Annotated in this window: 15 protein-coding genes and 2 pseudogenes; 7 read left to right on the top strand and 10 right to left on the bottom strand. The window is 38.7% G+C overall.

The features are described from left to right. Positions 1-132 precede the first annotated feature (132 nt). Entirely contained in the window at positions 133-1,320 is a 1,188-nt protein-coding gene (locus B9T27_RS11245; RefSeq protein WP_086206920.1) for an ammonium transporter, read from the bottom strand. Between the two features lie 509 nt (positions 1,321-1,829). Here B9T27_RS11245 and B9T27_RS11240 point away from each other — a divergent pair. After that, entirely contained in the window at positions 1,830-2,735 is a 906-nt protein-coding gene (locus tag B9T27_RS11240; RefSeq protein ID WP_086206919.1) for an AEC family transporter, read from the top strand. A 26-nt stretch (positions 2,736-2,761) separates the two neighbouring features. Here B9T27_RS11240 and B9T27_RS11235 read toward each other — a convergent pair whose 3' ends face one another. Beyond that, complete coding sequence (locus B9T27_RS11235) at positions 2,762-3,298, bottom strand: hypothetical protein (RefSeq protein ID WP_086206918.1); 537 nt, start codon at positions 3,296-3,298, stop codon at positions 2,762-2,764. 174 nt (positions 3,299-3,472) lie between these two features. On the opposite strand from B9T27_RS11235, the gene B9T27_RS11230 reads away from it, so the two are divergent. Further along, positions 3,473-4,534, top strand: coding sequence for a molecular chaperone DnaJ (locus tag B9T27_RS11230; RefSeq protein WP_086207066.1), 1,062 nt, complete (start codon positions 3,473-3,475; stop codon positions 4,532-4,534). Positions 4,535-4,592: 58 nt separating this feature from the next. Here B9T27_RS11230 and B9T27_RS15090 read toward each other — a convergent pair. Next, positions 4,593-4,778 (bottom strand): annotated as a pseudogene (locus B9T27_RS15090) (transposase); the annotation flags it as partial. A 22-nt stretch (positions 4,779-4,800) separates the two neighbouring features. Between B9T27_RS15090 and B9T27_RS15085 the strand changes: the two are divergent. Together B9T27_RS15085 and B9T27_RS11220 are read left to right on the top strand one after the other, a co-directional pair. After that, a pseudogene (locus tag B9T27_RS15085) lies at positions 4,801-4,905 on the top strand (DUF559 domain-containing protein); the annotation flags it as partial. 431 nt (positions 4,906-5,336) lie between these two features. Further along, positions 5,337-5,969: a hypothetical protein gene (locus B9T27_RS11220; RefSeq protein WP_086206917.1), complete on the top strand. Its 633-nt coding sequence runs from the start codon at positions 5,337-5,339 to the stop codon at positions 5,967-5,969. Positions 5,970-6,014: 45 nt separating this feature from the next. Here B9T27_RS11220 and B9T27_RS11215 read toward each other — a convergent pair whose 3' ends face one another. After that, a complete protein-coding gene (locus tag B9T27_RS11215) occupies positions 6,015-8,906 on the bottom strand; it encodes a valine--tRNA ligase (protein WP_086206916.1) in 2,892 nt (963 codons plus the stop codon). A gap of 260 nt (positions 8,907-9,166) precedes the next feature. Here B9T27_RS11215 and B9T27_RS11210 point away from each other — a divergent pair, with 260 nt between their 5' ends. From B9T27_RS11210 to B9T27_RS11200, 3 genes are read left to right on the top strand one after another with little or no spacing between them, the layout of a single operon-like run. Beyond that, complete coding sequence (locus B9T27_RS11210) at positions 9,167-9,829, top strand: hypothetical protein (protein ID WP_086206915.1); 663 nt, start codon at positions 9,167-9,169, stop codon at positions 9,827-9,829. A gap of 35 nt (positions 9,830-9,864) precedes the next feature. Further along, positions 9,865-10,671, top strand: a complete 807-nt coding sequence (locus B9T27_RS11205; protein WP_086206914.1) for an SDR family NAD(P)-dependent oxidoreductase — start codon at positions 9,865-9,867, stop codon at positions 10,669-10,671. Continuing rightward, positions 10,668-11,372, top strand: coding sequence for an ATP-binding protein (locus B9T27_RS11200; protein WP_086206913.1), 705 nt, complete (start codon positions 10,668-10,670; stop codon positions 11,370-11,372). The genes B9T27_RS11205 and B9T27_RS11200 overlap by 4 nt, the downstream gene beginning before the upstream one ends. Positions 11,373-11,428: 56 nt before the next feature. Here B9T27_RS11200 and B9T27_RS11195 read toward each other — a convergent pair whose 3' ends face one another. The 6 genes from B9T27_RS11195 to B9T27_RS11170 form a co-directional block, all read right to left on the bottom strand. Next, the gene (locus B9T27_RS11195; protein ID WP_086206912.1) at positions 11,429-11,869 is read right to left on the bottom strand and encodes a YbjQ family protein; all 441 of its coding nucleotides are present in this window, start codon (positions 11,867-11,869) and stop codon (positions 11,429-11,431) included. Between the two features lie 2 nt (positions 11,870-11,871). Continuing rightward, a complete protein-coding gene (locus tag B9T27_RS11190) occupies positions 11,872-12,228 on the bottom strand; it encodes a YbjQ family protein (protein ID WP_086206911.1) in 357 nt (118 codons plus the stop codon). 100 nt (positions 12,229-12,328) lie between these two features. Continuing rightward, entirely contained in the window at positions 12,329-13,801 is a 1,473-nt protein-coding gene (gene adeK / locus B9T27_RS11185) for a multidrug efflux RND transporter AdeIJK outer membrane channel subunit AdeK (protein ID WP_086206910.1), read from the bottom strand. Continuing rightward, positions 13,801-16,980, bottom strand: coding sequence for a multidrug efflux RND transporter permease subunit AdeJ (gene adeJ, locus B9T27_RS11180; protein WP_086206909.1), 3,180 nt, complete (start codon positions 16,978-16,980; stop codon positions 13,801-13,803). Before adeJ ends, adeK begins: the two co-directional genes overlap by 1 nt. A gap of 13 nt (positions 16,981-16,993) precedes the next feature. Then, the gene (locus tag B9T27_RS11175; RefSeq protein ID WP_086206908.1) at positions 16,994-18,259 is read right to left on the bottom strand and encodes an efflux RND transporter periplasmic adaptor subunit; all 1,266 of its coding nucleotides are present in this window, start codon (positions 18,257-18,259) and stop codon (positions 16,994-16,996) included. A gap of 31 nt (positions 18,260-18,290) precedes the next feature. Next, a complete protein-coding gene (locus tag B9T27_RS11170; RefSeq protein WP_228146210.1) occupies positions 18,291-18,896 on the bottom strand; it encodes a phosphatase PAP2 family protein in 606 nt (201 codons plus the stop codon). Positions 18,897-19,043: the final 147 nt, after the last annotated feature.

The raw sequence follows: 19,043 nt of genomic DNA, 5'->3' as shown, positions 1-19,043 counted from the left end.
AATCTTAAATATGGCTTAAAAATATTTTCAATATAATATATAGGCAAGAGTAAGTATTATTTGAGCACCAACAACTCTGTAACCACGACTCTTTTTGAGCCGCGATACTTTACTCATGAGCAATCTGCATATTTAAAATATTGCATCTTCCGAATTTGCAGATATTTTATGAATGGATAAATCTGCACCACGAAATTCTTCTTCTTGGGTTAAACGAATGCCCATCGTCATTTTTAAAAGGCCATACACTAAAAAACCACCACTTAAGGCAATGATGATGGCGAGCATGGTTCCAATGATTTGTGCCATCATAGAAACACCACCTAAGCCCCCCATCCAATGTTGTCCAAATATTCCGACAGCAATTCCACCGAATGCACCACCAACGCCATGCAAGGGCCATACACCAAGCACATCATCAATTTTAAGTTTGTTTTGAGTATAGGTGAATAATTTAACAAATAAGAAGCCTGCGAAGGCTCCAATAACAAGTGCACCGATAGGATGTACAATGTCCGAACCTGCACAAATAGCGACTAGGCCAGCAAGTGGGCCATTATGTAAGAAACCCGGATCTTCTTTACCAAAGAAATTGGCAGCAAGGGTACCACCGACCATCGCCATGAGTGAATTGATCGCAACGAGTCCAGAAATGGCATCTAGTCGTTGTGCACTCATGACATTAAAGCCAAACCATCCGACGATTAAAATCCATGAACCCAACGCTAAAAATGGAATAGAAGAGGGTGGATGGGCACTAATACGCCCATCTTTTTTATAGCGACCATGCCGAGCACCGAGCAGCAGCACAGCAGCCAATGCTATCCAGCCCCCCATGGCATGGACTACTACAGAACCAGCAAAATCATGAAAACTTGCGCCGAAAGTATGTTTTAACCAAGTTTGTAGGCCTAAGTTGCCATTCCATGCAATACCTTCAAAGAATGGATAAACCAAAGCAACCAAAAATAAGGTCGCAATCGCTTGAGTCCGCATTTTTGCACGTTCCGCAATCCCCCCTGAAACAATCGCAGGAATTGCTGCTGCAAAGGTGAGGAGGAAGAAGCAGCGCATTAAGTTATAGCCATGTTCATTGGCTAAAGTTGTACCTTGATGGAAGAAATGCTGCCCATAGGCGATGTAATAGCCTATAAAAAAGTAAGCGATGGCGGATATAGAAAAATCGGTCAAAATTTTACTGAGCGCATTGACTTGGTTCTTATGGCGGACAGTTCCAAGTTCTAGAAAAGCAAAGCCAGCATGCATCGCCAGTACGAGGATTGCACCGAGAAGAAGAAAGAGTAAATCAGTATTTTGCATGGCGATTCTGTTACTGCTCGATGTCACAATTCCGAATTAGTATAACTATACATTTTGTGGCGTGAAGTGTTTGGTTGTATGAAAAAAATGATTAACACATTCTAAAAGTGTACAAGACTCGATATAAAACAAACTAGTGCACCAAATTGGATTTTGTGCACTAGAATTGGGCAAGATGAAATTTGATTCATTTTTTAAGATATTGAAAAATATAAATAATTTTAAATTTTAAAATAAAGGATACTGAAATGATGGAGTCTATGAAAATGAAGAACTGAATATTACAGTTCAGTTTTTACAAAAATATAGATTGGTATTGTGTAATGATCGGAAATACTCTCAAAATAATGTGTTTTATAGGCTGGTTTAAATTGCTGAGAATGATTAATGTGAGTAGAAAATTATTTTGAATTAAATTCTACTCATAAATGAAGCTTCTATTTTTATATGACATATTAAAAAATGGATGAGCTCCTTAATCAGTAGTAGAGTCATGGGTCAATTTTGTTATGTATAGTATTTTACTGTCGTTATTTCCGCTCATTGCTTTAATTGCCACGGGGTATATTTTTAAAAGATTACACTTTTTGAGTGATGGTTTTTGGGCTGGTGCAGAAAAACTTAACTACTATATTCTTTTTCCTGCCATGTTGTTTGGAAACCTTGCGACGTCAACATTAGATCTCAATATTGTTAAAACGATTGTTGTGGTTTTAGCTATCGTTCTTAGTATTACATGTATTATTTTATATGGACTGCGTTTGATTTATAAAACTGCATCAGCACGTTTTGGCGTGTATATGCAAAGCATGGTGCGCTTTAATACGTATATGGGACTAGCTGTTGTTGCTGCACTTTTTCATACACAAGGCATGACTATTTTAGCCATTACCTTAAGCATTGCTATCCCTGTGGTAAATATTCTATCGGTATTATCTTTGACTAAAAGCGAAGGCATGATTTTTCGTTCTGTTGTTTTCTCTTTGGTTAAAAATCCATTAATTATGTCTTGTGTGGTCGGTATACTTTTTAATGTTTTAGGTTTTTCATTATGGGCAGGCTTGGAAAGTTTGCTTAAGCAGTTGGCGATTTGTAGTTTGCCTTTAGGTTTACTCTGTGTCGGTGCCGCATTGCAATTTATGGCCTTAAAACAGGATGCTATGATATTGTTTTTAAATACCTTCGGTCGTTTGTTAATGGTACCAACTTTGGCATTCTTGGTCTGTAAAATGCTGAATCTATCGGTATTAGAAACACAGGTTTTGGTGGTGTTTTTTGCTTTACCTACGGCCTCGGCAGCGTATATTTTAACCAAGGTTTTAGATGGCGATAGTCAATTAATGGCAGGCGTAATTAGTTTACAAACTTTATGTTCTGCACTGACTTTACCTTTTATTATTTATTTTATGGTTTAAAGTAAAATTTAGAAGTAAGTAATTGATTAGGTTGAAGAATAATTCATTTCTATTTTTTCAATAATTTTTGAGGTGAATTGCTCAATTTTTTCTGCATGTTGAATGAGCTTCTGTTGATGCTTAATCCATTTTAATTCCGAAGGCTGTCTTAAATGTTGAGATAAAATTTCTTCGGAATGGAATAATTCAAAAGAGAGTTGGTTGAGTTGTTCATCATAAATATTACTGTGCACAAAAATATGCAGTTCTTTGGCAAAGACAGGAATTAAGTTTAGATATTCAGACTCTAAAGTTTTAATCGCATCTATTTCACTGGTTTGTTGGTGCTGAAATTCTTGAAGAAATGCGGATGTGCTATTGCGAAGTTGGTAAAGTGTCGGCAATAGGGTAATAAAAAACTTTTGTTTTTGGTTTTCCAGAGTTTGTTGTTCATATAAGCGTTGTTTACGGTCAAAATGTAGGGGAACCGCAACGGCGACAAAGATTGCAATGACTGAACCAAGGGCTTGTACCCATGCAGCAAGTTCCTGATTAAAAATAAGACTGGTTTGTGTAAGTGCCATATTTTCCTCATGGATTTTTATTGTATTGACTCTAGTCTATGTTGGATTCATATTTTAATGAAGGACAATTTTTGATAATCAAGAAGGTCTGGGCGATAGCTTTATAAAAGCATCATTATCTTTGTGCTGATGGAATGTTATTATTGGTATCGTTTTTCTTTTGCTTATTTTTCTATGTCGTTCGATTTAAAACTCAGTGTGCAGCAAGATTCGCAAAATTTATCACAACAACAAAAAAAGCTAAATCGGCTGATTGAGCAAATTGAACAGCAAAAAATACAACTGGCAGCATGGCAAAAAGCCCAAGCCGAAATTCAGCAACAAGCACGTAAAACCCTTGTTCCCATCTATACTGAACTGCATGACATACTGTTTCAGCAGCTTGAACAATTATGGAACAGTTTACAGCGTTATGAATTTTCGAAAGTGGATATTGCACAGCTGGATGATAAAATCCAAAATCTTGCTGTAATCTTAAAAAGTTCCCAAGTGCTTTCAGAACAGAAAAAACTGAAAGTTGTTCAAATTGATAAATTTTATCAGCAACATACAGAACATAATCAAGCGAAAAAGAACAAGAAAAAGGGAGCAGTTGAAAGTCATGATCTGACGGAAACTTATGATCAGAACTCAGAATATGAACAAGCCGATGTAGATTTAGATGGTTATGAGTATGATGAACAGCAACATGAAGTAGAACGTGAACAACATAGGTTAAAGAGACAAAAACAAAAATGCGAGCAAGCGCAAAAAATGGCGGAGCAATCACTCAAAACAGTGTATTTAAAAATTGCCTCGATTATTCACCCTGACCGTGAGCAAGATGAACAGTTGAAAGTTGAAAAAACGGAGATGCTGCAACATGCGAATGCAGCTTACGAGAAGCAGGATTTATTTTATTTACTGAAACTGCAAATACAGGTGGAGTTGAATAGGGGGGTAACTCAAAAAGGTTTGAGTAACGAGCAAGTGAAGTTTTATAAACTGGCTTTAGAGGCACAAAAACAGCAGTTAGATGATCAGATTGATAACATTATTGAGTCACTGAATTGGACGAAACAAGCAAAATCGAAAGTTAAAAAGTCCTCAAATCCAATACAAATTGCCGATATGTATAAGAAGTTAGAAGCGGATTGTGCTGAATTAAAACAGCAAGTGAAATGGGAAAAGGATCGACTCAAATATATAAGTCGGGTGAAAGGGTTAGAGATATTGTTGGGGAATGGTGTTTTGTGATTTTTAAAATTACCTCTCCCTAGCCCTCTCCTGAAAGGCATAGGTATCTACACATTTTTTATAAATTGAATGCGGCCTTAGCAATCGCATTCAGCTCATCAGGCGAATACTCTGACAACAACTGAAGAGTGTTTAATAGTATTGAAAGCCCTGCCAGTATGGCAGGTGCACTTTCTAGTTTGCCTCTTTTTTGTTGCCGACCTGAAATTCGGGTGAGAAATGCCCGAATTCTCACATTCTGCTCTGCCACTGATGCTGAAAATTTAATGTAGCAACTTTTACGCAACAAGCGTTTTATGAGTCTGAAATTTCGCCGTCAGCATGTGATCAAACTCTATATTGTGGATTTTTACTGTCATGAAATTGGTTTATGTAGTTGAATAAGATATTAAGAGGATGAACTTTTAATTTCTCTGAAATATAATGTCTTAATGATTTTTACAAAGAGATACTAAAAATGACTGATGAAACACAACATAGTAAAATGACTGCCCTAAAGTTAGTATTTCCACCTGTTAATAATCGTTTTGCTTATTTATTAAAAAAAGCTGAAGTATTTTAACATTATGTGTCACAGAGTGACTTCTATATGTTGGGAATGAAACCAGTATGAACATTAGAAAATTGGCGTGATGTTGAAGATGGTAAAGTAACATTCGACATTGTCGCAAATAAAAAGATTATTGATACAGGCACTCTTAATTGTGCTCAGATTGCTGTAAAGCTTATAGAAAATAATGGTGATTTTGAAGAAGGTCAACACACCTTAAAAACGCAATTCACTAAAAGTGGAATTGTTTTCTTGAGAGAAGAAGATGAGCATACTTTGGAAGTTTTCACACCAGAAAATATTCTATGGCATAAAACTAATGGTACAAGATATCTTGAAGATATAGATGGATTCGAAAATTATGACAAAATTTTTAATGTGGATTTATTATATGTAGGTATTGCTAAAGTTGGAAATACTTATGATCGTCTCATTGCAAAAGGACATCAAATAAGAATGGAAATTCCTGCTGCAAAAACACCTCTTGTAGTGGGGGAAGATGTATCTGAAGAAATGGTACTCTTCTTTTTTAAGACAGAAAGTACATTTATGTCTCAATTTGGCCTGGACGAAGAAGATTTTGAGACTCCTGAAATTGAGAGAAAAAAAATAGTAGCTGATTGTGAAAAGGCATTTGTTAGTATTTTAGATCCAGAGTTTAATTCAATTAAATTTAAAACTTATCCTAAAGGTAAAGATGGATTATATGATACTAACCTGACAAGATACGTATATTATATTGGTGAAGATATTAAATTTAATTTACCTAGATCAAATCAATCTATTCAAGGAGGGTGGATACATCAGCTCGGATTCCCTCGGAACAGTATTGATAGTATTTTAGTTGATAGAAGTACAGATGAAGTTACTCTATATAAGGCATAAAAAAAATCCCCTCATTTGAGGGGATTTTTAAATTAAATAAAAATATTAAAGCGCTGCAATCTGATCCATATTCGCTTTAATTTTCACTAGCTGATCAGCAAACTCAGCCAATTTCACTTTTTCACCTTCAACCACAGCAGCAGGTGCTTTCGCCACAAAACCTTCATTTGAAAGTTTTCCTGCAATTTGGTCATGCTGCTTTTGAACTTTGTCGAAGTCTTTTTGCAAACGACCCAATTCCGCTTTCGGGTCAATCAAACCCTTCATTGGAACGAATACAGACACATGACCCACGACAGATGAAGAAGACAATGGCGGTTGTTCAGCATCCGTTAAGAACGTAATGCTTTCAACTTTAGCCAATGCTTTCACCAATGGTTCAATACGTGCAATCTGCGCTTTTTCAGCATCAGTGGTGTTTTGCAACAACACAGGTAATAAACGTGCATTACCTAAGCCCATTTCCCCACGAATGTTACGTACCGCACCAATCAAACCTTGTAGCCATTGCATATCTGCTTCAGCTTGATCGTTGATTTTTGCAGGGTCAGCAACAGGGTAAGCCGCAGTCATAATGGTTTCTCCCCCCAAGCCAATCATTGGCGCAAGGGTTTGCCAAATTTCTTCGGTCAAGTAGGGCATAATTGGATGTGCAAGGCGTAACGATGCTTCCATTACCGCAAGCAATACACGACGAACTTCAGCTTTACGTTCTTCAGCCACATTTTCATCATTTAGAACTGGCTTAGTTAGCTCGACATACCAGTCACAGTATTCATTCCAAATGAATTCATAAATCGCTTGCGCAGCCAAGTCTAAACGATAAGTCGCAAAGGCTTGTTGAACCGCAGCTTCCGCTTTTTGTAAACGGCTCACGATCCATTGTTCAGGCAATTCCCAAAGATCAGGACGGGCAGTTTGACCAACCGTTTGACCTTCAACATTCATTAGAACAAAACGCGTACCATTCCAAATTTTGTTGGCAAAGTTACGGTAACCTTCAACACGTTTCATGTCGAACTTAATGTCACGACCCGTATTGGCAAGCGCGCAGAATGTGAAACGAACCGCATCTGTACCGTAAGCTTGAATGCCATCAGGGAATTCTTTACGGGTTGATTTTTCAATCTTCGCGGCTTGTTTCGGGTTCATCAAACCCGTGGTACGTTTTTGTACCAAAGTTTCAAGGTCTACGCCGTCAATCAGGTCTAAAGGATCAAGCACGTTACCTTTAGATTTAGACATTTTCTGACCTTCGCCATCACGTACTAAACCGTGTACATACACAGTCTTAAACGGAACTTGTGGCGTACCATCTTCATTTTTCATGAAGTGCATGGTCATCATAATCATGCGGGCAACCCAGAAGAAAATGATGTCAAAACCAGTCACCAATACGTCCGTTGGATGGAAGGTGTTGAGGAAATAGTTTTCCGCATCTTTCTTCGCATCGCCAGTCCAGCCTAAAGTTGAGAATGTCCAAAGACCCGAAGAGAACCATGTATCTAACACATCTTCATCTTGTGTGAGTTGAACATCAGCGGCAATGCCGTTTTCTTCACGAACTTCAGCTTCAGAACGACCAACATAGATATTACCATCCACGTCATACCAAGCCGGAATGCGGTGACCCCACCACAATTGACGTGAGATACACCAGTCTTGAATGTTATTCATCCAAGCCATATACATGTTGCTGTATTGCTCAGGCACAAACTTAATGTCACCATCTTTAACCGCTTTAATCGCAGGTTCAGCCAATGGTGCAATTTTGACATACCATTGGTCAGTCAATAATGGTTCAACAATTACACCTGAACGATCACCACGTGGTGCTTTCAAGTCATACGGTTGAATTTGATCGAGCCAACCTTCAGCTTCAGCTTGTTCTACTAATTTTTTACGAGCAGCAAAACGCTCTAAACCAATATAGTCCGCAGGGGCAGCAATGGTTTTCGAAATTTGTTCACCAGCTTTAGCAATAAATTCAAACTCAGCCAGTACTTCTGCATTTTTGTTGAAGATATTGATGATTGGTAAGTTACAACGTTTACCTACTTCATAGTCATTGAAGTCATGTGCAGGGGTAATTTTTACACAGCCTGTACCGAAATCTTTTTCCACGTAATCATCTGCAACCACAGGCACTAAACGGCCTGAAATGGGTAGCACAATGTTTTTACCAACTAAGTGTGCATAGCGTTCATCTTCAGGATGTACCGCAACCGCTGAGTCACCAAGTAAGGTTTCAGGACGGGTCGTCGCAACGACTAAATAGTCTTTGCCATCCGTAGTGCGAAGTGACTTATCTTCAAAGAAATATTTGAAATGCCAAAGTGAACCTTTTTCTTCTACTGATTCAACTTCCAGATCAGATAGAGCAGTTTGTAATTTAGGATCCCAGTTGACAAGGCGTTTACCACGGTAAATTAAACCGTCTTTATGCAAACGAACAAATACTTCTTTCACGGCATTGGATAAGCCATCATCCATGGTGAAACGTTCACGTGTCCAGTCTACAGAAGAACCTAAGCGACGAATTTGACGAGTAATGGTATCGCCAGATTGTTCTTTCCATTCCCAAATTTTGTCGATGAATTTCTCGCGACCAAGGTCATGACGGCTAATATTTTGTGCAGCCAATTGGCGTTCAACCACCATTTGCGTTGCAATACCCGCATGGTCCGTTCCCGGTTGCCATAAGGTGTTTTTACCCATCATTCGGTTATAACGGGTGAGGGCATCCATAATGGTATTGTTAAAACCATGACCCATATGCAAGCTACCTGTGACATTAGGCGGCGGAATCATAATACAAAACGATTCACCTTTTTGAGATGGCTTAAAGTAGCCATTATCTTCCCAAGTTTTGTACCATTTTTTCTCGATCTCAGTCGGATCGTAAGTCGTAGCAATATTTTGCGCTGAATCAGTCATAGTTTAAACAGACCAAAAGTATGTGAAAAATTGCATCTATTGTAGCAAAATATTTAAAGCTTTGTTGCTTCGTATTAAGGTCTTATTTTTCAAAACTTATATTCAAGTTGCGCCTTTCAAATTCAACATTTTTTTGGCTGTTATTTTAGGGATTATGTCGCATGCTGTATGTCAAAAAGACAATGTAAATGCCCCATAGCTTTGATAGTATTGGGAGGAAAACAATTAAATTAAATAATGATTCATAATCAGGGAAAAACATGCCACATACGATTGCTTTAAAATTAAAACCAGAAACCTATCAGTGTTTTCAAGAGATTTATACTCAACTCAACGCTGGTGATAAAAATAATTTAGCCAAGCCTTTGGGGGAAAATTTAGCGGATATTGCCTGTGAGGTGATTGATCAGGTTTTTGGTCAAATGGTGACGCTATCCAATTCTGGAGATAAAGAGTCTGAAAAAGTGCTTGGCCAGATCTTCGATACTTTACGTAAATATATGCCGTGGTCTGTTTCATTCTTTGGCAATGAGCGCTTAATCCCGATGGTAAATTATTTAGAAAATTTGATTGAGGTCAAAGATGGGGAAAATTACTTAACCTATCAGGTCGATCATCACTTAATTACCGAGCTATTAGGGCACGTTGAACATATCAAACAAGAGCGCGATCAATATATTGTTCCTGCACTCAAAACGTTTACTCAAGTGGTTGATCAGGGTGTAACCAGTCTAATACGTGAACCTAAAAAAATGTTAAAATTCAATTTGGTGATCGATAAAACCTTGAATGGCGTGATTAACGTGACCACGCAATTAGGCTATAAGCGCTTTGATAAATTAGGCACGATGCATGATGCAAAAACGCTGAGTCAGTTTTTTGAGCATTTTTTGAATTTTTTAGATACTACACCTAAAAATTGAGATTAAATTCATTCTAAATATATAAGGAAATCAAAATGGCGAATTTGGATAGCTTAGACAATAAAATCGTTTGGATTACTGGGGCATCTTCAGGCTTGGGCAAAGCATTGGCACAAGAATGTGCATTGCAAGGTGCGCAGGTTATTCTGAGTGCCCGTCGTTTTGATGAGTTAGAAAATGTTCGAGTAGGATTATTACATCCTGACAACCATCTTTCTATCGTGATGGACATAACGGATGAGTCTCAAGTTCGCCATGCTTATGATCAAGTACTCGCGGAAAAAGGGCGTATCGACTGGCTCATTAATAACGCGGGTTTAAGCCAACGTGCATTGATTGCTGAAACAACCATGCAGACCGAACGGGCCATTATGGAAATTGATTACTTTTCTCAAGTGTTCCTCACAAAAACTGTTTTACCCACTTTCTTAAAACAAAAATCAGGACGAATTGTTTTTGTCTCTAGTGTGGCTGGTTTATTGGGAACACAATATCGCGCGTCATATTCTGCTGCAAAAGCAGCAATTCACATGTGGGCCAATAGTTTACGAGCTGAAGTTGCTCAGGACGGCATCGATGTTTCAGTGATTTTTCCGGGCTTTGTCAAAACCAATGTCTCCATCAATGCATTAAATGGTGCTGGCAAAGCGCAAGGACATGATAATGAAGCGACTGCCAATGGCTTAGATGCTGATGAGTTCGCAACACAAAGTATTAAAGCCTTAATGCAGGGTGAAGAATATATTGTTGTCGGTGGGTCTAAAGAAAAATTAGGTGTTTTAGTTTCTCGTTTCTCACCCAAAATGTTATATAGAATGATTCGTAAAATACGAGTTAAATGATAGTGACTATCCGTAAGAAAGCCGTATTTAACTGGAGTGGTGGTAAAGATTCAGCTTTAGCACTGTATAAAGTTTTACAGCAAAATCAGTTTGAAGTTATTGCCTTATTAACAACCGTGAATGAAGAAACAAAATTGTCTTCAATGCATGCGATTCCTCACGCATTAATTCTGAAGCAAGCAGAGAGTATTGGTATTCCGCTTTATCCAGTATTTTTGCCGAAAGATATTAATATTTATGAGCAACGCATGTTGGATGCGGCAAATCACTTTAAAGAGCAGGGTGTAGCACATTTTATTTTTGGTGATATTTATTTAACTGATGTGCGTAAATATCGAGAAGATCGATTACATCCATTAGGCATAGAAGTGGTTGAGCCATTGTGGAATCAAAACTCAACGGAAGTCATACACGATTTTTTAGCATCAGGTATAAAAACCAAAATTATCGTGACAGATGCCAGTAAATTAGATGAGACTTTCATTGGGCAAGATATTAGTTCAGCCGTGATTGATTCAATACCCGCTGAAGTTGATGTTTGTGGTGAAAATGGTGAATATCATACTTTTTCTTATGCGGGTGGTCCATTTAAGCATTCTGTTGATTTTAATATTATCGAAACCAAAAAAATGTTTTATGAATTTAAATTAGGCAATGGTGAAGAAATGACATATCACTATTGGCAAGCTATTTTTGAGTAGAAAGTGTTTTTATGTCCTGTCATTTTAAATGCTCAGGACAGTATATGTTTACATCTCTAACGTGGGTTGATGATTGCAGTACCATAGGCGAAAACTTCAACCATGCCACCTTGCATGCCAAGTTCAGTGGTACTCAGTCTGAGTCCCATAATATGGTTAGCCCCTATTTTTTCCGCTTCCAGTTTGAGGCGAACCATAGCTTCTCTACGTGCACGATCCACCACACTTTCATATGCAGTTAAACGTCCACCCAAAAAATTCTGAATATTGGCAATAATATATTTAAAATAGTCATGTGAAATAACCACATTGCTACTAATTAAGTGCCCTGGAAGTTCCGAGGCCTGGAATTTGTTGGTATCTATACGAATATAAGCAAGTTTACGCTCTTGTTCTTCAAGTTCTTTAAAATGCTTACGCTCAATATGACGACCGAATCCCCAACCTATCGTAAAAAGAATAAGGGTAAGGATAATTTTAAAAATTAAGCCATCCATAATTAAATTTGAGCCGTAAAGGGATCAGCTAGTTTAGGTGTATGTGTTGCGATCACAACAGCAGTGCCATAAACGAACAATTCAGATGCACCTTGTGCAATGTTAGAGGTTGAAAAGCGGATACCTACAATGGCATTAGCACCTAACCCTTGGGCTTTGGTAATCATACGATCCATCGCTTCTTGACGAGATTCCTCTAAAAGCTCGGTATAACCAGTTAATTCGCCCCCAACAATATTTTTTAAGCTGGCCATCAAATCACGTCCAACATGCTTGCTGCGTACCGTACTGCCATAAACCACATCCAATTGTTTAATGATGTTATGACCCGGAATACTTTCTAAATTACTTAATTGCATAAGAAGCTTTTAAAATAAGGATACATTGGAAGATAGATAAAAATAATCATAAAGGCAACAAAAAAGCCCACCGAAGTGAGCTTTTAAAGTTTAAATCAAATTATTTTTGAGTTTGGTTCTGCGCTTGTTGCTTCACTTCAGCACTTGAAGGCTGTTGAACAACTTGATCAGAGGTATTCGCTTTTACACCGCCGCCTAAGGTTTTATATAGTTCAACTTGGTTATTCAAATTGGCTTGTTCAAGCAATAATAAACCTTGTTCAGCTGCATAAGATGAACGTTGTGCATCCAATACTGTTAAGAAGCTATCAATACCTGCACGGAAACGTGCATTGGCTAGCTTATAAGTCGTATTGGTAGCATCAACTAAGCGACGTTGTGCAGATAAACGATCACCAATATTTTGGCGTGTAGCCAAAGCATCATTTACTTCACGGAAAGCTGATTGTAGCGATTTTTCATAGCCAGACAATGCAATTTGCTGGTCTGTTTCTGAAATTTTAACGTTTACCTTACGTGTACCCCAATCCCAAAGTGGAATATCCAAGCTAGGACCCAGTGACCATACGAATGCACCTGATTTAAACAAATTACTTAAATCGGTTGATGCATAACCCGCAGAGCCCGTTAAGCTAATCGTTGGGAATAAACGCGCCTTAGCGACACCAATATTGGCACCAGCAGCAGACAGTTGATATTCTGCAGCACGAACATCAGGACGGTTATTCAACAAATCACTTGGTAAACCTGCAGATAATGCGGAAGCATTAGTAATGCGCGTTACCCGTTGATTTGGAAGTAAGCTATCTGAAACAGGTTGACCTACAAGTAGATTGAGTAAATTTTTGGCTTGAGCAATCTGAGTCTTATAGTTCGCCACATCATTGCGTGCAGTTTCTACAGAAATCTGTGCCTGACGTACAGGAAGTTCACTGTCGATTCCTACATCAAAACGTTTTTTGTTGAGATTGTAAGAATCAAGCTGAGCTTTTAAAGTTTGATCTGCAAGTTTCAAATTTGCATTGGCAAATGAATAATTTAACCATGCTTGAGTTACTTGACTAATCAACGAGATCTGAGTCGCATCACGCGCACTTGCTGTGGCCAAATAATTGTCTAGTGCATTGTCCTTTAAACTACGAACACGACCCCAGAAATCTAATTCATAGGCGGTAACACCTAGTCCAACTTGATAAGCAGTAAACGCATTATTCGGATCTACAGTCGGAGAAACTTGACGTAATACACTGCCGCTAGCACCAATTGTTGGTAACTGATTATTTTCAGTAATTTGGTATTGTTGCTGGGCACGTTGAATATTCAAGGTTGCAGTACGTAAATCACGGTTGTTTGCTAGAGCAAGATCAATCACTTTTAATAAGCGTTGATCTGCAAAAAAGTTTTGATAACCTTGTTCCGCAATTGACGTGCCAGAAGCATTACTTAAATAACCTTCTGGAATACTTGCTTGAGCTACGGGTTCTGGGCCACGCATGCTTTGACAAGCTGTCAAAGCAAGCGCAAGTGCAGATACCGCAATGCTACGACCTGAAATAGACCATATTTTTTGCATCACGATGATTGCTCCTGATTGTTAATGTTCTTTGGTTTATATTTAAAGATGCTACGAATCCAGACAAAGAATACTGGAATAAAGAAGATCCCTAAAAGAGTCGAGCTGATTACGCCACCAAGTACACCAAATCCGACTGAGTGTTGACTACCTGCACCCGCACCACTTGCAAGCGCAAGAGGGAGTACACCAAAACCGAACGCCAGTGTGGTCATAATAATTGGACGTAAACGCATTTTTGCAGCATGCAATGTTGCTTCAAAAAGCTCTTCGCCTTTTTCCTGTAATTCCTTTGCAAACTCTACAATCAAAATTGCATTCTTGGCAGATAAACCGATGACTGCAATGATCGCGACTTGGAAGTAAATGTTATTAGAAAGGTTTGGATCACCTTTAATGGTCATACCTAAATAGGTAAGCACCATAGCACCAACAACACCTAATGGAACCACAAGTAATACCGAGAATGGAATTGACCAGCTCTCATATAATGCAGCAAGACATAAGAAGACAATCAATAGAGATAGTGCATATAGGAATGGAGCTTGTGCACCAGACTCACGTTCTTCTAAAGATAATCCAGTCCATTCATAGTCAAAGCCTGATAAGCCCATTGATGGCAATTTAGCAATAATTTCTTCCATTGCTTTCATTGCGTCACCAGAACTGACACCAGGGGCAGGAGTACCTTGAATGTTGACCGAAGAGATACCGTTATAGCGTTCTAAACGCTGCGAACCATAGACCCATTTTCCTGTTGCAAAAGCAGAGAATGGAACCATTGCACCTTGGTTATTACGTACATACCATTTGTTCAGATCTTCAGGCATCATTCGAGCATTCGCTTCGCCTTGAATATAAACTTTTTTCACTCGGCCACGGTCAATAAAGTCGTTAATATAAGAACCAGCCCAAGTCATACTCATAGTCGAGTTGATTTCGCTAATACTCACACCCATGGCACCAGCTTGTGCTTGATCAATAATAATTTGATACTGCGGCGTATCTTCTTGACCATTTGGACGGACACCAGCAAGACGTTTATCTTGAGCTGCCATACCTAAAACTGCGTTACGTGCAGCAATAAGCTTGTCATGTCCTTGACCACCTGCATCTTTAAGTTGCAAGTTAAAACCAGCAGTTACACCTAATTCAGGCATTGCTGGAAGTTGTAGAGGCATAACATATGACGCATCTTTGATGATCATATTTAAAGCCATACCACGTTTAATTAAAGCACCGATTTGTTGCTCAGGAGTTGTACGCTCTTTCCAATCTTTTAGACGAATGAATGCAAGACCCGCATTTTGACCAACACCAGTAAATGAGAAACCAGTAACACTAAATACAGATTGAACGGTATCTTTTTCTTGTTTCATGAAAAAGTCGGTCATAGTATCAATGGTTTTACCAGTACGCTCTAATGTTGCATTGGGTGGTAATTGTACAAGTGTCATAACAACACCCTGATCTTCTTCTGGTAAAAATGAAGAAGGGAGTATTTTAAACAGTACAATTAATACACCAATAACAACTACGTAAATCACACCAGAAAATATTTTATGATGCGTCATACGGTTTACACCGTTTTGATACTTCTGTGCTGTTTTTTCAAAGCTAGTGTTGAACCAACGGAAGAATCGAGCAACAATATTATTGCTTGGTTTTTGATTTGGATCATGTTGCTTTAATAATGTTGCACAAAGCGCAGGGGTAAACGTTAATGCAACGATTAACGAAAGTACCATTGCTGTAACCAACGTGATGGAGAACTGGCGATAAATTACCCCCGTGGTTCCACCAAAGAATGCCATCGGTATGAATACCGCTGATAACACACTGGTAATACCGATCAATGCACCAGAGATTTGTTTCATTGATATTTCAGTTGCCGCGACAGGATCAAGATGATCCTCTTGCATTACCCGTTCAACGTTTTCAACGACTACAATCGCATCATCGACCAAGAGACCGATGGCAAGAACCATGGCAAACATAGTTAAGGTATTGATTGAGAAGCCAAAAACATTAATAACTGCAAAAGTACCTAAGACTACAACCGGTACGGCAAGTGTAGGAATAATCGTTGCACGCCAGTTCTGTAAGAATAAGAACATGACAATAAATACAAGAATAATTGCTTCGATTAATGTATGTACTACACTTTCAATAGAAAGTTGAATAAATGGTGTTGTATCAAAGGCCAATTGGTCTTTCATACCTGTAGGATAGTTTTTGCGTAAATCAACTAAACGCGCTTCAACTGCTTTTGCCGTATCTAAGGCATTGGCACCTGTTGCAAGTTTAATAGCAACACCACCTGCTGGCTTACCATTGTATTTAGAATCAAATTGATAGTTATCTGCACCGAGTTCAACACGAGCAATATCACCGATACGGACTTGAGCGCCACTCACGGTATTTTTTAAGAAGATGTTTTTAAATTGTTCAGGTGTTTGCAACATGCTTTGTGCATTAATCGTTGCATTCAATACTTGGCCTTGAACAGAAGGTGCTCCACCTAACTGACCAACTGCAACCTGTGAGTTTTGCGCACGAATTGCTGCTGCAACATCACTTGGCGTGATTTGCAAACTAGTCATTTTGGCAGGGTCTAGCCAAATACGCATGGCATAAGAGCCACCAAATACTTGTACTTCACCGACACCAGCAACACGGCTAAGCGGTTCAGAAATATTTGAGTTTACATAATCTTTAATATCATCAGCTGATAAGTTTTCATCAGGAGAGTAAAAAGCAATAACCTGTAAGAAACTTGCACCTGATTTAGTCACTTTAATCCCTTGACGTTGAACATCTTCAGGTAAAAGTGCAGTGGCAGATTGTAATTTATTTTGAACTTGCACTTGTGCAATATCGGGATCAACCCCTTGTTCAAAATTTAATTGAATAGAGGCTTGGCCATTACCCGCACTGTTTGACGAGATATAACGTAAGCCATCTAGACCGTTCATTTGTTGTTCAATAATTTGCGTAACTGTATTTTCAACAGTTTCTGCAGAAGCACCTGGATAAGTCGCAGCAATCGTGACAGTCGGAGGTGCAATCGTTGGATATTGAGCAATCGGCATTTTAGAGAGCGTAAGAATACCCGCTAACATAATAACCAGTGCAATCACCCATGCAAAAATAGGGCGATGAATAAAAAATTGAGCCATATTCGTCTACCCCTTATGCATGTGAAGTAGTTTTTTGTTCGGTCGTTTTTGCTTCTTGTGCTGGTTGAGCAGTATCCGCTTGTTTTGTACCTGTCGCAGGTTGAGCTTGTGGCGCAGCCGCTTGAGGTTGATACGGTTTAGCGACAACTTGCTGTTCAGGTTTTACTTTTGCAACCCCATCAACAATGATTTTATCGCCTGCCTGTAAGCCTTGAGTCACAATCCAGTTTGGACCTTGTGATCCAGAAGTTGTAACAGGACGAGGTTCAACCGCACCTTTGGCATTTACAATCATTGCCATTGCTTGACCCGTCGGGGTACGTGTAATCGCAATTTGAGGAACCAAAATGGCGTTTGGAATGATACCTTGCACAATTTGTGCATTGGTAAACATGCCTGGAAGCAATAAGTGGTTCGGGTTCGAGAAGACTGCACGTAAAGTGATGGTACCGGTATCTGGGTTTACACTTGCATCTGCAAATGCCAGATTACCTTCAACTGGATAGTTTGTACCATCTTCAAGTTTTAAACGAACTTTAGTGTTGTTACTACGATCAATACTACCTTGACTGAGTTCTTGTCTTAAACGAAGTAATTCGGTGCTAGATTGATTGATATCTACATAAATTGGATCAAGTTGCTGAATTGTGACCAAAGCATTGGCTTGATTTGCAGTGACTAATGCACCAGCTGTGACTGAAGAACGACCAGACTGACCAGAAATTGGTGAACGTACGGTTGTATAACCTAAGTCAATTTGTGCACTTTTAAGTGCAGCTTGTGAAGCAGCAACATCTGCTTCAGCAAGTTTTACTTGGGCGGCTATATCATCGTATTCTTGTTTTGATACGGCATTAATCCCGATCAATTGACGATAACGATTAGCTTTCACTTGTAATGCATTTAAATTTGCTTGTTGGCGAATTAATGCAGCTTTAGCGCTCTCGACATTGGTACGATTTGTACCCGCATCAATTTCATAGAGCGGCTGACCTTCGCGTACAAAACTTCCTTCAACAAACAAACGTTTTAAAATAACACCACTTGTTTGAGGACGTACTTCTGAAATTTGATATGCCGAAGTTCTACCCGGCAGTTCAACTGCTTGTTCAATGCTTTGTGGTTGAGCAACAATGACACCAACTTCTGTAGGTGGCATTTTTTGGGCAGCAGCAGCTTGCTGTGCTTCTTTTGGATCTTTGCTACAACCCACAAGTGCAATACTTGTTGCTAAAGCACAAGCAGTAAGGGTTGGAGCCCAAAGCTTTGCCGACATCATTGTTCCACCTCATTTAGATTTTTATCTAACATTAATTTGTTTTACTCAATAAAGATCGCGACATCATTAACCACAATAACGCGATCCATATAAAACCGATACTCCAGCCTGCAATCACATCTGTAGGAAAATGTGCTCCAAGATAAACTCTTGAAAATCCCATACTCAAGCACCATAAATAAGCTAGAGTATGGATTAACTTGGCTTGGGCATGTTTATAAAATACAAACAAGACTAAGCTCGCCAGTACCGCTGCATAAAGACTATGTGCACTTGGAAACGAAGCACCATAGGTTTTAACCATTTGATACATAGCATCAGGTCGAGGCCGATCTATTAAATATTTTAATGACCAACCAATTATCACACTTCCTGAAATGCCGAAGCCAATAAACAGAATATTTGCAATTTTTCTTTGCCAAAAAAGATATAAACACCAACAGCCACAGATAAATAATGTGGCTGGTAATCCTCCGATATAAGATAAACCTACACTAAAATCATTCAAAAAAGATGAACGATGTAAGCTTATCCATTCAACAGTAGAATGATCGAATTGTTGAATATAAGGAATATGCAAACCAATACTGCTGAAAATCAATCCAATACAGCCGATAAGGAGGAGTAAATAAGGCATTAAACCACCTTGATTATATTCATTGCTTTGACTACGAATAATTTATGCCCCGAAGTGTACTTGTCAGTACACTTTTTTTCAAGTCAGTATAAAAAGCTACTTTATACTAAGTTTATTTTGAAAAACCTGTAAGAACTTGCACAAAAA

Origin of the sequence: Acinetobacter sp. ANC 4648, assembly GCF_002135345.1 — a bacterium.
Lineage (GTDB): Bacteria > Pseudomonadota > Gammaproteobacteria > Pseudomonadales > Moraxellaceae > Acinetobacter.
Note: the sequence above shows the minus strand (reverse complement) of the source record. Positions and strands in the feature narration are given on the sequence as shown.